Raw genomic sequence first — 16,197 nt, forward strand, 5'->3', positions numbered from 1 at the left:
AAGACGAAAGATGGCCTCGGAAACATCCCGAACATCCACCATGGCCATCTTAAGCCGTCGAAGAACACCGAAGTGGTGAGCGGTGATTTATGCCCTCTGGGTACTTGTGCCCGAAAGGGTACCCTTCAAAAGCCTTTCCCTTTTTAAACCAGAGTGACGTGCAAACCCACACAAAATGGAAGAGAACCAAAATTATAAACCAATCCGGAAACAAAAAAAGCGGAAAAAGGCGGGGAGGGTATCCTCCCCGCCAGTGGGTGAAATTTCAGACCCAACCGCGGATCCGGCAGGATTCCGCCACACGCTGAACGGAGATCATGTAGGCCGCGTCACGCATAAAGACCTTTTTGCGCTTGTGCAGGCGATGAACTTCATGGTACGCCTTGGACATGATCTGGTCCAATTTGCTCAGGACTTCTTCTTTGCTCCAGAAGTAGTTCATGTTGCATTGTACCTGTTCAAAGTAGCTGCAGGTGACGCCGCCGGCGTTGGCAAGGAAATCGGGGATCACGTAGATGCCGCGTTCTTTCAGCACGGCATCGGCTTCCGGGGTGGTCGGCCCGTTGGCGCCTTCGGCCATCACTTTGACCTGGCTTGAAATCTTGTCCACGTTGTCTTTGTTTACCTGGTTGTCCAGCGCGCAGGGCAGGAGAATGTCCACGTCCTGTTCTATCCAGGCATCACCGTCCAGAATTTCGTAACCCAGTTTTTTGGCTTTATCTTTATCGATATCGCCGAACTTGTTGGTAATGCCGCGCAGTTCCTCCAGGTCGATACCGCTGGTCTTGCGGAACGCGTAAGAGGTCTGATCCTGTTGGTCCCAACAGGAAACGCAGATGGTTTTGCCGCCGTACTCATGGTACAACTGAACCGCGTACTGGGAAACGTTGCCGAACCCCTGAAACGATGCCGTGGTTTGCTTGATGTCGATGTCGAGTTCTTTCAGGGTTTCTCTGAGGGTATAGATCAGTCCAAAACCGGTGGCCTCGGTACGGCCGAGAGATCCACCCACGCCCACGGGTTTGCCGGTAATGAAGCCCGGGTATTTCCCGCCCATGATCTTTTCATACTCGTCCATCATCCAGACCATATGCTGGGCGTTGGTCATTACATCTGGAGCGGGAACATCCTGGATGGGGCCGACGTTGCGAACAACCTGGCTAACCCATCCGCGGCAAATCTGCTCTTGTTCACGCATGGATAGATTGTGAGGGTCGCAGATCACGCCGCCTTTGCCGCCGCCCAGGGGAATATCCACAACGGCGCATTTCCAGGTCATCCACGTGGCCAGAGCCCGTACCGTGTCAATGGTTTCCTGGGGGTGAAAACGGATGCCTCCCTTGCAGGGGCCACGGGCATCGTTGTGCTGGACGCGGAATCCCTGAAAAACCCGGGTCGTGCCGTCATCCATACGTACAGGAATGGTAAAGTGGTATTCCCGTTGCGGTGTGCGCAACAACTCACGGGTGCCGTTGTCCAGTCCCAGCTGTTCGGCCACGGTGTCGAATTGTTTTTGCGCCATTTCAAAGGCGTTGAACGATTTGTCAGACATGAATCACTCTCCTTATATTTGGTGCTGCGGTTTTTGATGAAAAACGTTTTCATATGCGGCGGTGAAATCGCTCTTGCCACATAACAACATGGTGCTCAAGGGCATAAAACTGCGGACTTTGTCGCTTATCCAAAGCGCCAGGCAGCGAATATCCCATTGGGCGTGACTGTCGGCGCGCAGGCGCGTGAAATGAAAGATTTCCCTCAGGTTCATTTTTACGCACACGCGCCGGCGATGCGCATTTGTGAGCAGGTAGCCGGCAGCTGCGGGTTGGGATGCCGCAATTGCTTTGTAGGCCTGTTCTGTTTGCATGATCAGATCGCGGAAACGGGTTTCAAGTCCGGTATGGGTGAATACTTCGGGAATGGTGAGCCCAAGTTCGGGCTGGTAGGGTGACGCAAGCAGGGTTGCCATACGGTGCCGCTTTAATTGGGCATAACAACTGGCACTGACCACAAGATCAAAAGTAAAAAACGGCATTTCGAATTCCCTGGGCGTGGAATCAAAAAATTCCATGCGGGAAAACATGTCGAGAAACAGGGCCCGCTTCTCCGTGTCGCGCATTTGTTGTATCTGGCTGGCGGCCGCTTCCCAACTTGAGCCGTGGACGCGGGCCAGCAGGGCGGTCAAAACGATATCGTCTCCGTTTTGAGGTGCTTCGATCAGGGAATAGGGTGCAGGTGATGGATGCCCGCCTGCCGGTTTCAATTCAGGCGGCAAGCAATGACCTCGGGCCAACTTGCGGTCGAAAGCGGATGGTTCGGAAAAGAGGATCAGGGAAGGGGCAACCGGCTGAACCAGTCTAAACAGGCGTTGGCCCACGTTACGGACTTCCTCGAGTCGACTTAACGCGGTGCGCCGCAACAGGTATTCCAGGTTGCGGGCGTTGATGGTCATTCCCAGTTGACCACGGGTGGCCAGGGGCAGGGCATAACGGGCATCTTCTTTGGCCAGGTTGCGCAATTGCCGTGAAGATGCTTTGTCCAGTCCGGATTTGGTTGCCTGGTTTGCAAGGTAGGAATCAATGATTTCAAGGGCATCGCTGTAAAAACGATTTTGTCTGGAGGTGATATTTTCAAATTCGGCTTTCAGGGGCGAAACGAGCAATTCGCCCGGAATCAGGGTGTCTTTGAGCAGTGTGACGTAACGTTGTGATTTCTCTGTGAAGGACACCAGGCGCATGGTCTCGATCTCTTCCATGGCCAGACGGGATATGCCCATGATGTCAAAGTTGAATACGGCGTGTTCGGCAATGGAATGGTGACCCATGTCGAAGATGATGCGGGAATTCGATTGCCTGGCCCTGGTGACTTCCTGCCTGGCCTGCAAGCGTAGCTCATCAATGGATGCGGCGCTGCGGCTGATACGGGCATAGGCCGCGCTGATGGTTTCAGGTGTAAGGTTTTGAGAAGATTCCGGTTCCAGGGATCGGAGCAAGTCCGCATCGACGTTGAAACCAGCCAATCGAATATCAATGTTGTTCTGCATTGCAATATTTCATTTTATGATTATTCGGTTCAAAAAGCAAGTAAAATTTAAGAAAGGCCACCTCATTTTTTGACAATTCTTACTTGAAGGAGGAAGAAAGTGAAAAGTTAAAACCAGGCAAGAGGCGATGGGCCTCAGTGGAAAGTGGAAAGTGAAAAGTGAAAAGTTGAAAGTAAAGGCAAGAAACCTGTTAATTCAATGCTTTTTTCTACCTTCTAATTCCTACATTCTACAAGGACAGACAGGTGGCAGGTGGCAGGAGACAGGACAACCACTAGTGAAAAGTCGAAAGTTGAAAGTCTAAAGTCGAAAGTATAAAACACGGTTAGTGGCCAGGGGCGAATGGGAACGAAGATGACAGGTGGCAGGTGGCAGGAGACAGGACAACCAGTGAAAAGTCGAAAGTGAAGCCCTACGAATTCTCCCGAGAGCCCCTACAAGTTCTCCCTGAGCCCCCTACACTCTCTCCCAGGAGATCCCCTACATTCTACAAGAACAGATAGAGCTTGGGCTATCCTCTGCCGGGGATGGCGTCACCCAGAGCGGCCACCAGTTTCTGTGTGGTCTCGTCAATGGAACCGCTGTTCCAGATCTCAACCACCTGGATGCCCAGTTTTCCAATCACCTCGTGGTAGACCTTATCCAATTCATCTAGATCATTTGGCGTGTATTCCCCGGAGGCGACCGGACCCAACCGTTCCCGCAGGACCGCTAAATCCAGGCGGATAAGGAAATAACAGTCATAGGAGGGCATCCAGAAGGTCGAGAGGCGTTGAATCAGTTCGTGTTTCGCAACCAACTGGGGCGTGGAAGTTTTGGTTCGCATTTCACGGTTCCAGAATACCCAGTGATCCAGGACGGAACGATTGCAGACCAACAGGTCCGGATGTGAAATTGAGCGAATGTTTTCTTCGTTGATTTGCGTGGAAATATCGAAAAAACAACTGATGAAGCCGGAGTGGGATGAATTGTCAAAGGGGTTCTTCAGGCGCACAGGCTCAACAACTTCAACACGGTATTTCAAACCCAGGATCTTGCGGGCTTCCGTAAGCAGCGCGTTGACGCCGGAGCCGGGAAGACCGGAAAGAGAAATTTTCAGCATAAGCCATTGTATTCCACATCCACGGCGGGTGTCAATCGCATCGTCTTTCAACGGAGCGCATTGATTCCGTGACCGGACCTGTGGTAGATTGAGGGCTCATGAAATCGGCGGCTTTCTTACTGCTCACGTGCATGCTATTGCTGTCTTTTCCCGCGGGAGGCAGCCGGGTCTATGCTTCATCTCAGGACAAAACCACTTTAAAAACGAAAGCACAAGGCAAAGACAAGGTTAAAAAGAAAAATAGACAAAAACAACTGCAGCAGGAATCCAAACCGGTCATTCTGGCCGACGAAACCCAGTTTACCGAAGAAGGGATGCGCTATATGGGGCACGTGGAGGTCAATTGGAAGTCTTACCGGATATTTGCGGACATGGTTGAATACAAACCAGAGGAGCGCACCTTAACCGCGGATGGGCGAGTAACGCTGACATCGGAAGAATCCGTGCTCAGCGGATCAAAGTTGGTTTTTAACCTGAAAGATCAGACCGGCGTAATCGAGGACGCTGTCGGCATGATGCCGCCTTCGGTTTCTTATTCCTCCAGTCAAATGCGCATGACGGATGCTGAAACCATGCGTTTCAGCCATTTGAATTTCACTTCGTGCAACCAGCGGGTGCCGCGATGGGAGATCCGTTGCCGCGATGGAAAAATTGTAAAGCAACGGTATATCGAAATGAAGGCGGCTACGATCCGCATTAAAAAGATCCCTGTCCTGTATTTGCCATACCTGCGTTACCCGATTGACCCGGATGGGCGTGCGACGGGATTCCTTTTCCCCGGCTTGGGATCATCGAGCCTGCGTGGATTTTTTATCCAGAATGCCTTTTTCTGGAATATCCGCTCCAATCTGGATCTGACGTTGAACGCCGACTATTTCAGCAAGGTCGGCTGGGGGCTGGCGCCTGAAATTCGCTACCTCTTTCCCGCCCTTTCCGGGAAAATCCGTTTATATTGGATGAAATACCGCCAAGACAGTGTATTGAAACCGGAGAATCCTTCCGATTTGTATGTGGACATGAGCAATCAGGTCAATCTGGGATTCTTCAACAGCCGCCTCGTGGTGGAGGCCAAATATCCCACCGACCCCAATTTCATGCGCCTCTTTAACAACAACTTTGATACCGTGCTGCAGACCCGTTTCGGTTCTTCGTTGCATTGGAGTTCATCCTATCGCAACATCACCTTTTCCGCCAGTGCTTCGCGCAATGAAACCTATTATACATTCAACAATTCATCCCGGGTGATCAAGACTTTGCCGGGAGTTGAACTCAACCTCAATCAGCAGGAATTGGGGCCGTTGCCCGGATACTTGTCGATGCGTTTTTCTTTTGAAAACATCGAGCGTAGCGGAATCAGTTATACCGGTGAACCGGTTTACGCCACCGACGTGAACTCCAGGCGCGTCAATTTTGTACCGAGTTACACCCTCAATCTGTTCAAACTCCCCTGGATCAGTACCACCCTCAACCTGGAATCCCGCCACAATTTTTACGCCAAGAGCCTGGATCCGGCAAATCGCAAGGTAGTGGATGAACCATTGCACCTTTTTTACAACCAGGCCCAGGTTAGCCTGAAGGGTCCCAGATTCTTTCGGATTTTCAACGCCACCGACTTTCGCATCAAGCATTTAGTGGAACCGGAAGTGGTTTTCCGTTACGTAAACCAGGTGGACCCCGATGATCTCGAACGGCTCATTCGTGTGGACCGCTACGATTTTCCGCCCTTCTCTCACGTCACCTTTTCTCTCAGCCATGCTCTACTATGGAAGAAACGGAATTACACGGACTCCGCCCTGGAGGTTTTCCGGCACACGATATCGCAGCGTTATTATATCGATGAAGCCGAGGCCAACCTGTTCCTGAAGATTAACGGTGAGTATCCCAACTTCTCTGAATTGGAAAACCAGGTGCGGTTCCGTCCCATGGAGGGTCTGTCTCTGGATGTGCGCGCGGCCTACAATTACTATATCCGGGATTTCCGCAATTTTGACGTCAGCCTGTCTTATCGAGAGCCCCATGAATATGTTCAAGGCGCTTTGACCTTCAGTTATTACAAGAATCCCTATCAAACTTCCAACTATGTGTTCAACCGCACATTGGTTCGCGGCAACCTGGGCATCGATTTCCCCGATTTCCCCTTAAAAGTGCGTTCCGCCGTGGACTACGACTTTACTGAAAAAAAATTCCGCTACGGGTCGATCATGTTGTTTTACGATTACCAGTGCATCCGTTTCCAAGGCGAATTCAAGGTTTTTCTCCGGGGTAGAGAGAACGATTACCAATTTCGTTTCGGCATGTCTCTGGGCAATTTGGGCATGGTTTCGGAACTCATGTCCAACCCGACGGAGTAATCAGTGCAGAGGGTTCTGATTACCGGATGTACGGGGTTCCTGGGGCGCCACCTGGTGGAGCTGTTAAACCGGGATCCGCAATATCGCCTTTTCGGCATCACGGATGAGTCCGGAATCACAATTCCGGGTATTGAAATCCGGCAATCGGATATTCGTAACCGCGATCATCTGTTTCAGCTGATCGGTGAGTGGAAGCCCGATCAGGTTTTTCACTTGGCCGCCATTACGAATGTGGGATTTTCCTGGGCCCACCAGCAACTCACCTACGAGGTCAACTTCATGGGTTCTCTCCATCTCATGGAGGCATTGGCGCAATTCGTGCCGCAGAGCCGGATTCTGATCATGAGTTCGGCGGAAATCGCGGGATTGAACCTGAATGAAACTCCGGAAGGTCCGCAACTCAATATTCGCAGTCCCTATGCGTTGTCCAAGGCGGCCATGGAGATGCTGGCGTCACTCTTTCTCGCCCGCAGTGCCCTGTCGGTGGTACCGGTGCGGGCCTTTAATTTTACGGGTCCGGGTCAGGATCCCCAGTTCGTGGCCCCGAATTTTGCCCGTCAGGTCGCCCGCATCGAGGCCGGGACGGCGCCGCCCGTAATCCGGGTGGGAAATCTTTCCACCCGTAGGGACTTTTCCGATGTGCGGGATATGGCCCGCTACGTAGCCGCGGCCGGATTCACGGGAAAAAGGGGGCGCCTGATGCGCCTGGGTTCCGGCAATGTCATTTCAATCCAGCAGATCCTGGATACACTCTTGTCGCTGAGTCGCGTGCCCATCACGGTGGAAGTGGACCCCGGGCGTTTTCGTCCCCTGGACATTCCCGAACTCAAGGGAGATTGTGCGCTTTTGCATCGGGAAATGGGCCTGACCCCGAATTATTCTCTGGAGCAGACGCTTCTGGATCTGCTTGACGAGTGGCGCATGAAGGTGCGGGGGGAAGCCGGAAGTTGAAGATCCTGCATGTGACTGATCGTTGGATAACCGGCGGGGGGCAGGAACATATTTACCGTATCTGCAAGGAACTCAACCAGCATGAATTCATGGTTATGGCCGCCCATGACGGCCCGGCACGCCGGCGCTTTGCCGCCCTTGCCAATGTGGAGGCTGGAATCGGTGCAGTCACCCCTGCAAAGGTGAAAACCCTGCAACCGGATCTGATTCATTTCCACCATATGCGTCCCTTGCTGCAATGGTTTTGCCGTTTTCCCGCCGCGCCTGATCTGCCCGTTGTGGTAACGGTACACGGGCTGCATGTGCGTCGCTATGATTTTATTTTTACACCCGGGGCGCGGATCCATGCCCGTTTGCGCAAAGTTTTAGAAAAACGGCTGCTGCACCGGGCCGGGCGGGTCGTGGCGGTGTCTTGTGAGGATCATGAGTTCCTGGTGAAACGCTACGGGTTAACGAACGTGGTTACTATATTCAACGGCATTGCCAGTGTCGAAACCAGGCCCTGTGCCGCTGCAATTGCCGGTATGGAACGCCCGCCCAATGGATTGGTTGCCCTGGTTCCGGCCCGCTTTGAGTTCCAGAAAGGGCATGATATTTTAATTCGCGCGCTATCACTCCCGCTTCTGAAACCCTTTCGGGATCGTATCGTTTTTGTATTGGCGGGTGACGGGCCCCGCCGCCAGGCCATGCAGCAATTGGCTCTCGATCATGCGGTTGAAACCAGCCTGCGATTTTTAAAAGATTGCCCTCATGACGCAGTCATGGCCATGATGGATGCATGCGATCTGGTGGTACTGCCGTCGCGTTGGGAGGGGCTTCCCATCGCTTTGCTGGAGGCGGGGATGCGGGGATGCGCGGTACTGGCGTCGGATGCATGCGGCAACCGTGAGATTCTGGCAGAAAAGCGGGGACGGCTCTTTAGCAACACCAGTCCCGAAAGCCTGGCCGAAGAACTGGTGAAAATCCTGGATAATCCGTCTGTTTTGCTGGACATGGGAACTGCTCTGCGAAAACACGTCCAGCGCCATTACTCTTTGGAAAAGATGCTGCGGCAACTTGAGCGATTGTATACGGAATGCCTGGAAGAACATCAAGTGAAAAGTGTAAAGTCGAAAGTATAAAAATCGGCCAGTGGCAAGGGGCGAATGGGAACGAAGGTGGCAGGTGGCAGGAGACAGGACAACCTGTGAAAAGTCGAAAGTTGAAAGGTTAAAGTCGAAAGTGAAGCCCTACGAATTCTCCCGAGTGCTCCTACAAGTTCTCCCAGGAAACCCCTACTGATACTCCCCAGATCCTCTACAAGGGTCCCTGGCCTCTCGCCCCTTGCCCCTCTTGCCATCTGGATCTAATGACGCGAGCGTAGCGAGCAAATGACGCAATGACAAGCTTTCCCTAATGACCAGATCGTTTTTTTGCAGTGAACACCGGGATTTGGGATTTGTTTGGGACTTTGAATTTCGGATTTAATGCTTTTTTTTATTCCTTCTTCTTTATTCCTTATTCAGAACCTGACGGGCCGGTGGCAAGTGCCGATGGGCTAATGGCTAAGTGACTTGGGGTTCCCAGGTAGAATGGGTTGGTGACAATCCAGGGCAGGGCGGAAAAATGGTTGTCTGAAACACGGACCTCCACCCGGTATACGCCCGGCTGTTCGATTTTCCAAATGATGCGTTTGCGCAGACGCGACGTTTCCACTGTCTCGGGTTTCCCATTGCGAAGCCGTGTTACTTCAGTATGAAAGGGAAAAGGGATGTCTATTTGCAACTCTCCACGAAAACGGGAATCAGAATCTCCCATCTGCACAACCTCAGTTGATTGCGCCGGATAAAAGCGGGCGTCAAAACCATTGGCCGCCGCAATGGCCTCAATCACGTTAAAGAAATGCCCCGCCTGCAATGCACCGATAACCATCTGCATGGATTGCCCGGGGTCTTTGACCAGTTCCCGGTCGACGCGCACGTACACGGTAAGGGCCTCGAACATGGAGCGGAATGAGGGCGGCGCCGAGCCCGCAATGCCGGGCAATGACAATCCGCCCTTGTTGCCCAGGTTGAAAACCCCCGTTTTGCGCTCTGTCCGGCAATCCAGATCCCATTTGGACAGAAGATCCCGGGGATGAGGCATGGCACTGAGCAAGGCATAACTGGAATTGAACAGGTACCGGGATGCCGCAATCAAGCGCGACAGCAGGGGAAGTGTTTTCAAGCTGGAATGGAGGTTGATCAGGTCGTAGTCCGCGACTTTTGTATTGGACTTGATGATCAGGCTGTTTTTGCACCAGGATGCGCTGTCCGCAAAGGATTCGTCTACAGGTCCCATCGGGGACAGGATAACGAAATGCAAGGCAACCTCATTTGCCGCAGTGCAGATCGCTTCCCTGTCCGCGTAAATATTCTCAAAGTCAACCGGGGAAGCCACCACGCCTTTAATGAATCTGGATGGCAGGGAAGTCAGTTTGGCTTCTTTGCGATAGCGCATAATGGGGACTACCAGCAGCGCAAACAGGATCAAAACAATCAAAGCCGAGACACGTAGTTTTTTTTGCATGAAATTTTCCGGATTGCGAATTCATTATAACACCCGGCCGGGGAATTCGTCAAAGGAATCCGTGGTTGACACCCCGGGCATGAGGCTATAGAATGAACAAATGAAATCGCGGGGTTCATCCATTCCCGTTGTCCTGTTTGCCTTTGGGGCCAATTTCATTATTGCGGTAATGAAATTCGTGGTCTTTCTTTTGACGCGCTCGTCGGCCATATTGGCTGAGACTGTCCATTCCATGGCCGACAGCATGAATCAGAGCCTGTTGCTGGTGGGAATCCGTAAGGGACGCCGTGAACCGGATCAACTTCATCCCTTCGGCTTTTCAAGTGAACTGAATTTCTGGTCATTTATTGTGGCCATGCTGCTCTTTTCCGCCGGTTCCGTCTACTCCATCGCGCAGGGGATCCACAAGTGGATGAATCCCCACCCGGTGCGGCAGATCCATTACGCGTTCGCCATCCTGAGCGTGGCCATTATCGCAGAGGGCGCGGCATTTCTGAAGGCCAGGTGGTTGGTTCAAAAAGAAAGCCACGGCATGAGTGTGTACCGCTATCTGCGTTGCACCAGGAAATCTGAATTGGTCGTCGTCTTCACGCAAAACCTGGCTGCCAAACTGGAATTCAGCGATCGCCTGAACGCGCGGAAAAGATCCAACCTTATCAGCGGTTTTGAGCGGGATATACGCGAAAAGTACCCGCAGATCCGGCGGATTTTTATCGAACCGGATATCTTGCGCCCGGGGACTTTGCGCCAATTGGGATAAATGCAGACAATTTCAAAACACAGGGCGCTGACATGACGTCCAATCCAGCCGATCAGCATAAGTCCGGGTTTGCCCGGAATTACTTTCCCGATTTGGAAGCTCGAATCCAGGCCGCGTTGACCCAGGACCTGGATCCGCGCAGGGGGACCCTGGAAGCGGCGGTTCACTACGCCCTTGACGTGCGCGGGAAACGGTTGCGACCCCTGATCATGCTGACCCTGGTTGATGCCCTGGGCGGTGACCCCGAGCGATATATCGACCTTGCCACGGCGATGGAGTACATCCACACCTATTCATTGATCCACGATGATCATCCCGCCATGGATAACGATGATTTCCGGCGCGGCAAACCCACGGTACACCGCCGTTTCAACGATGCCATCGCCTTATTGGCCGGAGACACCCTCTTAACCATGGCGTTTGAGAAGATCGCGGCCCAGCCCGGACTGCCGGCTGAAACACTGATCGGTTTCATGCGGCTTATTACCAGGTGCATCGGCATGCGCGGCATGGCCGGGGGACAGGCTTTGGATCTGGAATTCAGCGGTGAGCAGGATGTGATTCCTGATATCCACCGCATGAAAACAGGTGAATTGATTCGCGGCATCATGGTGGGAACAGGAGAATTCATGAATCAGGATTCCCAACGAATCCAAGCGTTGGACCGGGCCGGCAGCGAGATCGGTACGGCTTTTCAACTGGCCGATGATTTGTTGGACCTACAGGGGGATGAATCCCTGGTTGGCAAAAAACTCCACAAGGATGGTCACAATCGCAGTCCCAATGCGGCGTTGTTTTTCGGGATTGATTACGTACGCAAAGAGATCGACCGTTCCTATCGCATCACCATGGACGCGTTAAAAAGCGCCGGAATCACTTTTCCCCCGTTCCTGGCCTTGATGCGCATGATGGTTTACAGGGAATTATGATGTCTTTTCTTGAGCGCATAAACGGACCTGATGATCTGAAAAAGTTGGAATTTCGAGAGTTGGAGAAATTGGCCGCTGAGATCCGCGACCTGCTCATTGATGTGGTGTCCAAGAGCGGCGGTCACCTGGCTTCCAACCTGGGAGTCGTGGAGTTGACCCTCGCCTTGCACCGGGTGTTTGACGCGCCGAAAGACCGGATTATCTGGGATGTGGGCCACCAGTGTTACACCCATAAGATCGTAACCGGACGCCGTGACCGCATCTATTCCATTCGCAAGAAGGGAGGCATTTGCGGTTATCCGGATATCTTTGAAAGTGAATACGATGCCTTGAATGCCGGTCATGCCTCCACTTCGCTGGCTTTTGCCGGCGGTATGGCCCTGGCGCGCGACCGCAAAAAGCAGAACCATCATATCGTGACAGTACTGGGCGACGGGGCTTTAACCGGGGGGGTGGCCCTGGAAGCCCTGAATCATATCGGGCAGGTAAAGCCCCGCCTGATTATCGTCTTGAACGACAACAAGATGTCCATCTCTCCCAATGTCGGGGGAATCTCCAAACACCTCAACTACCTGGTATCGGGCAGGCCTTACATTCGCCTGAAAGAGTTGGTCCAGGCGATCCTGAAAAGTATTCCCGGTATCGGCAAATCCATGGCGGATCTGGCCCGTAAGATCGAGGTGCTGATCCGGTCCATGATGGTTCCCGGATCCCTGTTTGACGAACTGGGTGTCAAGTACATCGGTCCCGTCAACGGCCATAATCAGGCTGAATTGGAAAAAGAGCTTCGCGAAGCCCAAAAATACGATTTCCCGGTTCTTCTCCACGTTGTAACTGAAAAAGGCCATGGATATCGACCGGCGGAGGAGAACCCCAGCTCTTTTCACTCTTCTTTGCCGTTTGAAGTGGCCAACGGCAAATTCCTCAAGGCCCAAACACCTCCGTCTTATTCCACGGTATTCGGTCGTACCGTGCTAAAGATCATGCAACAGGATCCCGAGGTTGTGGCCATTACCGCCGCCATGCCCGAAGGCACCGGACTGGATATTTCCCAAAAGCAATTCCCGGACAGGGTTTATGATGTGGGAATCGCGGAGCAGTACATGTTCGATATGGCCGGAGGCTTATCCCTCGGTGGGCTGAAACCCGTTATCAGTGTTTATTCCACATTTTTGCAACGGGCGGTGGATCAGGTCACCCATGATTTGTCTCTAATGAAGATTCCCGTGGTCGTGGGGATCGACCGCGCCGGCCTGGTGAGTGGAGACGGTCCCACCCACCAGGGTATCTACGACATCGCCTTGTTGCAGCCGGTACCCCATGTGGTCCTGGTTGCCCCCAGGGATGAAAACGAACTGCAACACCTGATCCACTCGGCATTTTCGTATTCCCGCCCCGTTTTTATCCGCTATCCCAAGGAACCGGGTCAGGGTGTGGAGATGGAAGCGCATTTTCGTGACATCCCCCTGGGACAGAGTGAAGTTTTGCGGGAAGGCAAGGATCTGTTGATCCTGGCCGTGGGGCCCCTGGTTTATCAGGCCATGCAGGCGGCGCAAAACCTATCCCGCGACAACGGTATTGAAACAACCGTGGTCGATGTGCGCTTTATCAAACCCCTGGACAGGGATTCGATCCTGGACCACCTGAAGCGCATCCGGTACGTGATCACCCTGGAAGACGGTGTCCGCACGGGCGGGTTCTCCACCCTCATCCGTGAACTCATACTTGAAGGAAACATCCGGGACTGCCGTCTGCTCTGCATGGGAGTTCCGGATGAAATCGTGATAACAGCCAGTCGCTCGGAGTTGTTGGCCCGGTATCAACTCGATGCCGCCGGAGTGGAACGCTCCGCACGTGAATTTATGAATTCTTGACAGGGCGGACGTCACCGGATTGGTTTCACTGCGGTTGCAATGCGGTGGAGTAATCCGTAAAATATCGGATGCGCTCAATATCATCGGCCTTTGCCGCCTCACTCATCTGGATCGCCCTGGCGCTGAGCGGTTGCGCGGGTCAGCAGGCAGTCCAGAAAATGACCTTGAATTACGTTGAATACAATCGGGGAAAATCTTTTCCCACGCGCTCGGATATCTGCCTGGATTGGGACGACCATCTCCTGCGTTTTCATGGCGTGCGTTTCAGTGATGATTCCTTTTTTCCCGACAATTCCATCATTCCCAATGCGTTTTTGCGTCCGCTGATTCAATTGCGTTTCAGCGATGCCCTGAAGGCGTTCACGGAGCCCTATTACGGTTATCGCTTGATGCACTTTTTTCGCCGCAACCCCCATATCGGCCTGGGAATAGAATTCACCCACCATAAACTCTTTTTAAACGACCCGCGCCAACAGGTGCGAATTTCCGGCACCTTTCAGGGAAAATCCTTTGATCAATCTCAACCGGCAAGCGATTTCATTGATTACCTGAGTGTGTCACATGGGGTAAACCACCTCAACCTGGTGGTGACTTACAGGTGGATGTTGGCACAAACCGCGTCAATCCCGGATGGGCGCTGGCAACCTTTCGTGGCGACGGGATTCGGGCCGGCTTTTCCCCACCTGGAATTAAAGTTGGCCCAGGATTTTCCGCAATGGAGTGAATACGCGTATCAGGCTGGTTGGCGAAATTTCAATTTCTCCGCCGGAATCGGCATGCGCTTCAAATTCAGCCCGTATTTGGGAGCCTACCTGGAATACAAGTTTTCCTATTCTCACCTGCACGATATGCACTTTCACGACGGTAGCGGTGATTTATCCATGGCGTTTGACACCCACCACTTGATGTGGGGGATATCACTGATATTTTAAATCAGGAACTGGAGCAGACCATGTGTGGACAATTTGCGACGCGAAAACCTTTGTTTGGGTTTATCATTCTGCTTTACCTGGTGTTGAGCGGAGGATATTTCTACGGCATGGATACCATCACCCTGCCTTCACAAACTACCCTGGACCTGGAATTGGATTTCAGGGCTTACGCCCTGAATGACCAGCGGATATACTGGAGCGGCGTGGAGTTTTCCTTTGGCGCGGAAGCGGCTCTGGGGGCCAGGCTGCGCAAGCAGAACAAGTGGAGTTCCCTGAGCGTTGAAGCGGAGTTCTTTTTAAACCAGCCTTTCGGCAAGAACATTCTAACGGATGAATTCAGGGATGATTACCTGGCCAATTTCGCAGTGGAACCTGTGGTGATGTCGAAAATGAACCTGCGGTTTGATATCGGAAAATTCCGCGTCACCATCGGCAAAGCCATGACGCCGTTTGGCCGTATCTGTTTTCAATCCCAAGCAAATGATTTGAATTTCGGTGCGCCGTTTATCCGCGCTGAAGCCATCCTGTGGCGGGAGACAGGGATTTTTCTCTATTGGCGTAACCGCTTCCTGGAAGTGGATATCGCGGCCACAAACGGGGGCAAAAACCGGGATACCAATTCAGGAAAGGCGGGGGTTTTCCGGGTGGGTTTTCGTGGCGGCAACTGGCGTATCGGCGCATCACACAAAATCCATGATGGAACGGGATCGGAATGGCAGAAGCAGTACAACGAACACACCGATCTGGACTTCATGGTTCGATTCGGCAAATTGCGCCTTTTTGGTGAATGGATATGGGATCGATATGGATTTCACCGGCCCTTTGACGCAGACGAGATTTTCTGGCCGCGAAGCCTGTATTACCGTGATATCTATTTTGCGTACAAAACTCCCCTCAAAGGCAAAGGATGGTACGGCGGCATCAATTACCAGCCAAAAGATTGGCTGATCGACATGAATTACGGGCAGTATCATCCCCAGCAAATCGGTAATAATCTGCATGATTGTTTAAACAGAAGGGGTGTGGTTCAAGTCACATATCGCTTTGTTCCTGAGGCCCGGTTTTATTTTACCGCTATACTGGAAAATCAACGTGAAAAAGAACCGTGGAGTGCAGGGGCCAAGCCTTTCGCCGTTCTGGCCGGTTGTGAGTTCACCCTGTAACGCGGTTTGTTGAATGGTTCTCTTTCACATTGTGTGGGTTTTGGAAGTTATTCTAATTTGAAAAAAGGGAAAGGCTGCAGGAAATTACCCTCTCGGGCATAAATCACCGCTCTCACCACTTCGGTTCAGACCCATCGCGGTTTTCGGCGTATTAAGATGACCACGGTGGATGTCTGGGATGTAACCGCGGCCACCTTTCGTCTTCGGGGAGTACCCCTCAGCCGACCATCCTGTCTCAGACCATGGGTCCCCCCGAACCTACGCTTGCGTTCGCTTATGCATTATGCCCTACGGGTATTTATGCCCTACGGGCACTAATCCCCGCATAACTTCTCACCAATCACCAATGTGTGCGTGCCCACACGAAACGCGAGAGAGCCCTTTTGGCAACTCTGTATGTGCGGGATCATGGCCTAAAACCGGATCGCCCGGATCACCAGGTCGTATACAGTCTTGTAGACCGTTTCCCTGTCTCCGGCGCCGTCCACAACGTGGATGTGATCGCCTTTAAGTCGCAGATAATTGTTCCGTACCTGTTCCAGAAAATG

12 protein-coding genes are annotated in these 16,197 nt (G+C 52.6%); 8 read left to right on the plus strand and 4 right to left on the minus strand.

What is annotated here, in order from left to right; translation table 11 throughout:
- Positions 1-265 precede the first annotated feature (265 nt).
- The 3 genes from ENN40_04980 to ENN40_04990 form a co-directional block, all read right to left on the minus strand.
- A complete protein-coding gene (locus ENN40_04980) occupies positions 266-1,552 on the minus strand; it encodes a Glu/Leu/Phe/Val dehydrogenase (GenBank protein HDP94699.1) in 1,287 nt (428 codons plus the stop codon).
- A 12-nt stretch (positions 1,553-1,564) separates the two neighbouring features.
- Complete coding sequence (locus ENN40_04985; GenBank protein ID HDP94700.1) at positions 1,565-3,040, minus strand: FAD-dependent thymidylate synthase; 1,476 nt, start codon at positions 3,038-3,040, stop codon at positions 1,565-1,567.
- Positions 3,041-3,551: 511 nt separating this feature from the next.
- Positions 3,552-4,142, minus strand: a complete 591-nt coding sequence (locus tag ENN40_04990) for a hypothetical protein (protein ID HDP94701.1) — start codon at positions 4,140-4,142, stop codon at positions 3,552-3,554.
- Between the two features lie 98 nt (positions 4,143-4,240).
- Here ENN40_04990 and ENN40_04995 point away from each other — a divergent pair, with 98 nt between their 5' ends.
- Genes ENN40_04995 through ENN40_05005 form a run of 3 tightly spaced genes read left to right on the plus strand, consistent with a single transcriptional unit; the run spans position 4,241 to position 8,565 of the window.
- Positions 4,241-6,493: an LPS-assembly protein LptD gene (locus ENN40_04995; protein ID HDP94702.1), complete on the plus strand. Its 2,253-nt coding sequence runs from the start codon at positions 4,241-4,243 to the stop codon at positions 6,491-6,493.
- 3 nt (positions 6,494-6,496) lie between these two features.
- Positions 6,497-7,444: an NAD-dependent epimerase/dehydratase family protein gene (locus ENN40_05000; GenBank protein ID HDP94703.1), complete on the plus strand. Its 948-nt coding sequence runs from the start codon at positions 6,497-6,499 to the stop codon at positions 7,442-7,444.
- Positions 7,441-8,565 carry a glycosyltransferase family 1 protein gene (locus tag ENN40_05005; GenBank protein HDP94704.1) on the plus strand — a complete coding sequence of 375 codons (1,125 nt, stop codon included), beginning with the start codon at positions 7,441-7,443 and terminating at the stop codon, positions 8,563-8,565. Before ENN40_05000 ends, ENN40_05005 begins: the two co-directional genes overlap by 4 nt.
- Before the next feature lie 376 nt (positions 8,566-8,941).
- Here ENN40_05005 and ENN40_05010 read toward each other — a convergent pair whose 3' ends face one another.
- Positions 8,942-9,991 (minus strand): hypothetical protein, encoded by a 1,050-nt coding sequence (locus ENN40_05010; protein ID HDP94705.1) that lies wholly within the window; start codon positions 9,989-9,991, stop codon positions 8,942-8,944.
- A 100-nt stretch (positions 9,992-10,091) separates the two neighbouring features.
- On the opposite strand from ENN40_05010, the gene ENN40_05015 reads away from it, so the two are divergent.
- From ENN40_05015 to ENN40_05035, 5 genes are all read left to right on the plus strand, one after another.
- Positions 10,092-10,751, plus strand: a complete 660-nt coding sequence (locus ENN40_05015) for a hypothetical protein (GenBank protein HDP94706.1) — start codon at positions 10,092-10,094, stop codon at positions 10,749-10,751.
- A 32-nt stretch (positions 10,752-10,783) separates the two neighbouring features.
- Positions 10,784-11,680: a polyprenyl synthetase family protein gene (locus ENN40_05020; protein HDP94707.1), complete on the plus strand. Its 897-nt coding sequence runs from the start codon at positions 10,784-10,786 to the stop codon at positions 11,678-11,680.
- Positions 11,677-13,554: a 1-deoxy-D-xylulose-5-phosphate synthase gene (gene dxs / locus ENN40_05025; protein HDP94708.1), complete on the plus strand. Its 1,878-nt coding sequence runs from the start codon at positions 11,677-11,679 to the stop codon at positions 13,552-13,554. Before ENN40_05020 ends, dxs begins: the two co-directional genes overlap by 4 nt.
- Positions 13,555-13,622: 68 nt before the next feature.
- Positions 13,623-14,486: a hypothetical protein gene (locus ENN40_05030; protein ID HDP94709.1), complete on the plus strand. Its 864-nt coding sequence runs from the start codon at positions 13,623-13,625 to the stop codon at positions 14,484-14,486.
- 20 nt (positions 14,487-14,506) lie between these two features.
- On the plus strand, positions 14,507-15,649 hold the full coding sequence (locus ENN40_05035; protein ID HDP94710.1) for a hypothetical protein: 1,143 nt from the start codon (positions 14,507-14,509) through the stop codon (positions 15,647-15,649).
- The last annotated feature ends 548 nt before the right edge of the window (positions 15,650-16,197 follow it).

The sequence above is a fragment of the Candidatus Aminicenantes bacterium genome (genome assembly GCA_011049425.1).
Classification (GTDB): domain Bacteria; phylum Acidobacteriota; class Aminicenantia; order UBA2199; family UBA2199; genus UBA876.

Bases quoted from the DNA above. Each gene is read 5' to 3' on its own strand.
- ENN40_05020 (HDP94707.1), top strand. From the start codon at position 10,784: ATGACGTCCAATCCAGCCGATCAGCATAAGTCCGGGTTTGCCCGGAAT.
- ENN40_04995 (HDP94702.1), top strand. From the start codon at position 4,241: ATGAAATCGGCGGCTTTCTTACTGCTCACGTGCATGCTATTGCTGTCT.
- dxs (HDP94708.1), top strand. From the start codon at position 11,677: ATGATGTCTTTTCTTGAGCGCATAAACGGACCTGATGATCTGAAAAAG.
- ENN40_04980 (HDP94699.1), bottom strand. From the start codon at position 1,552: ATGTCTGACAAATCGTTCAACGCCTTTGAAATGGCGCAAAAACAATTC.
- ENN40_05015 (HDP94706.1), top strand. From the start codon at position 10,092: ATGAAATCGCGGGGTTCATCCATTCCCGTTGTCCTGTTTGCCTTTGGG.
- ENN40_05010 (HDP94705.1), bottom strand. From the start codon at position 9,991: ATGCAAAAAAAACTACGTGTCTCGGCTTTGATTGTTTTGATCCTGTTT.
- ENN40_04985 (HDP94700.1), bottom strand. From the start codon at position 3,040: ATGCAGAACAACATTGATATTCGATTGGCTGGTTTCAACGTCGATGCG.
- ENN40_05030 (HDP94709.1), top strand. From the start codon at position 13,623: ATGCGCTCAATATCATCGGCCTTTGCCGCCTCACTCATCTGGATCGCC.
- ENN40_04990 (HDP94701.1), bottom strand. From the start codon at position 4,142: ATGCTGAAAATTTCTCTTTCCGGTCTTCCCGGCTCCGGCGTCAACGCG.
- ENN40_05035 (HDP94710.1), top strand. From the start codon at position 14,507: ATGTGTGGACAATTTGCGACGCGAAAACCTTTGTTTGGGTTTATCATT.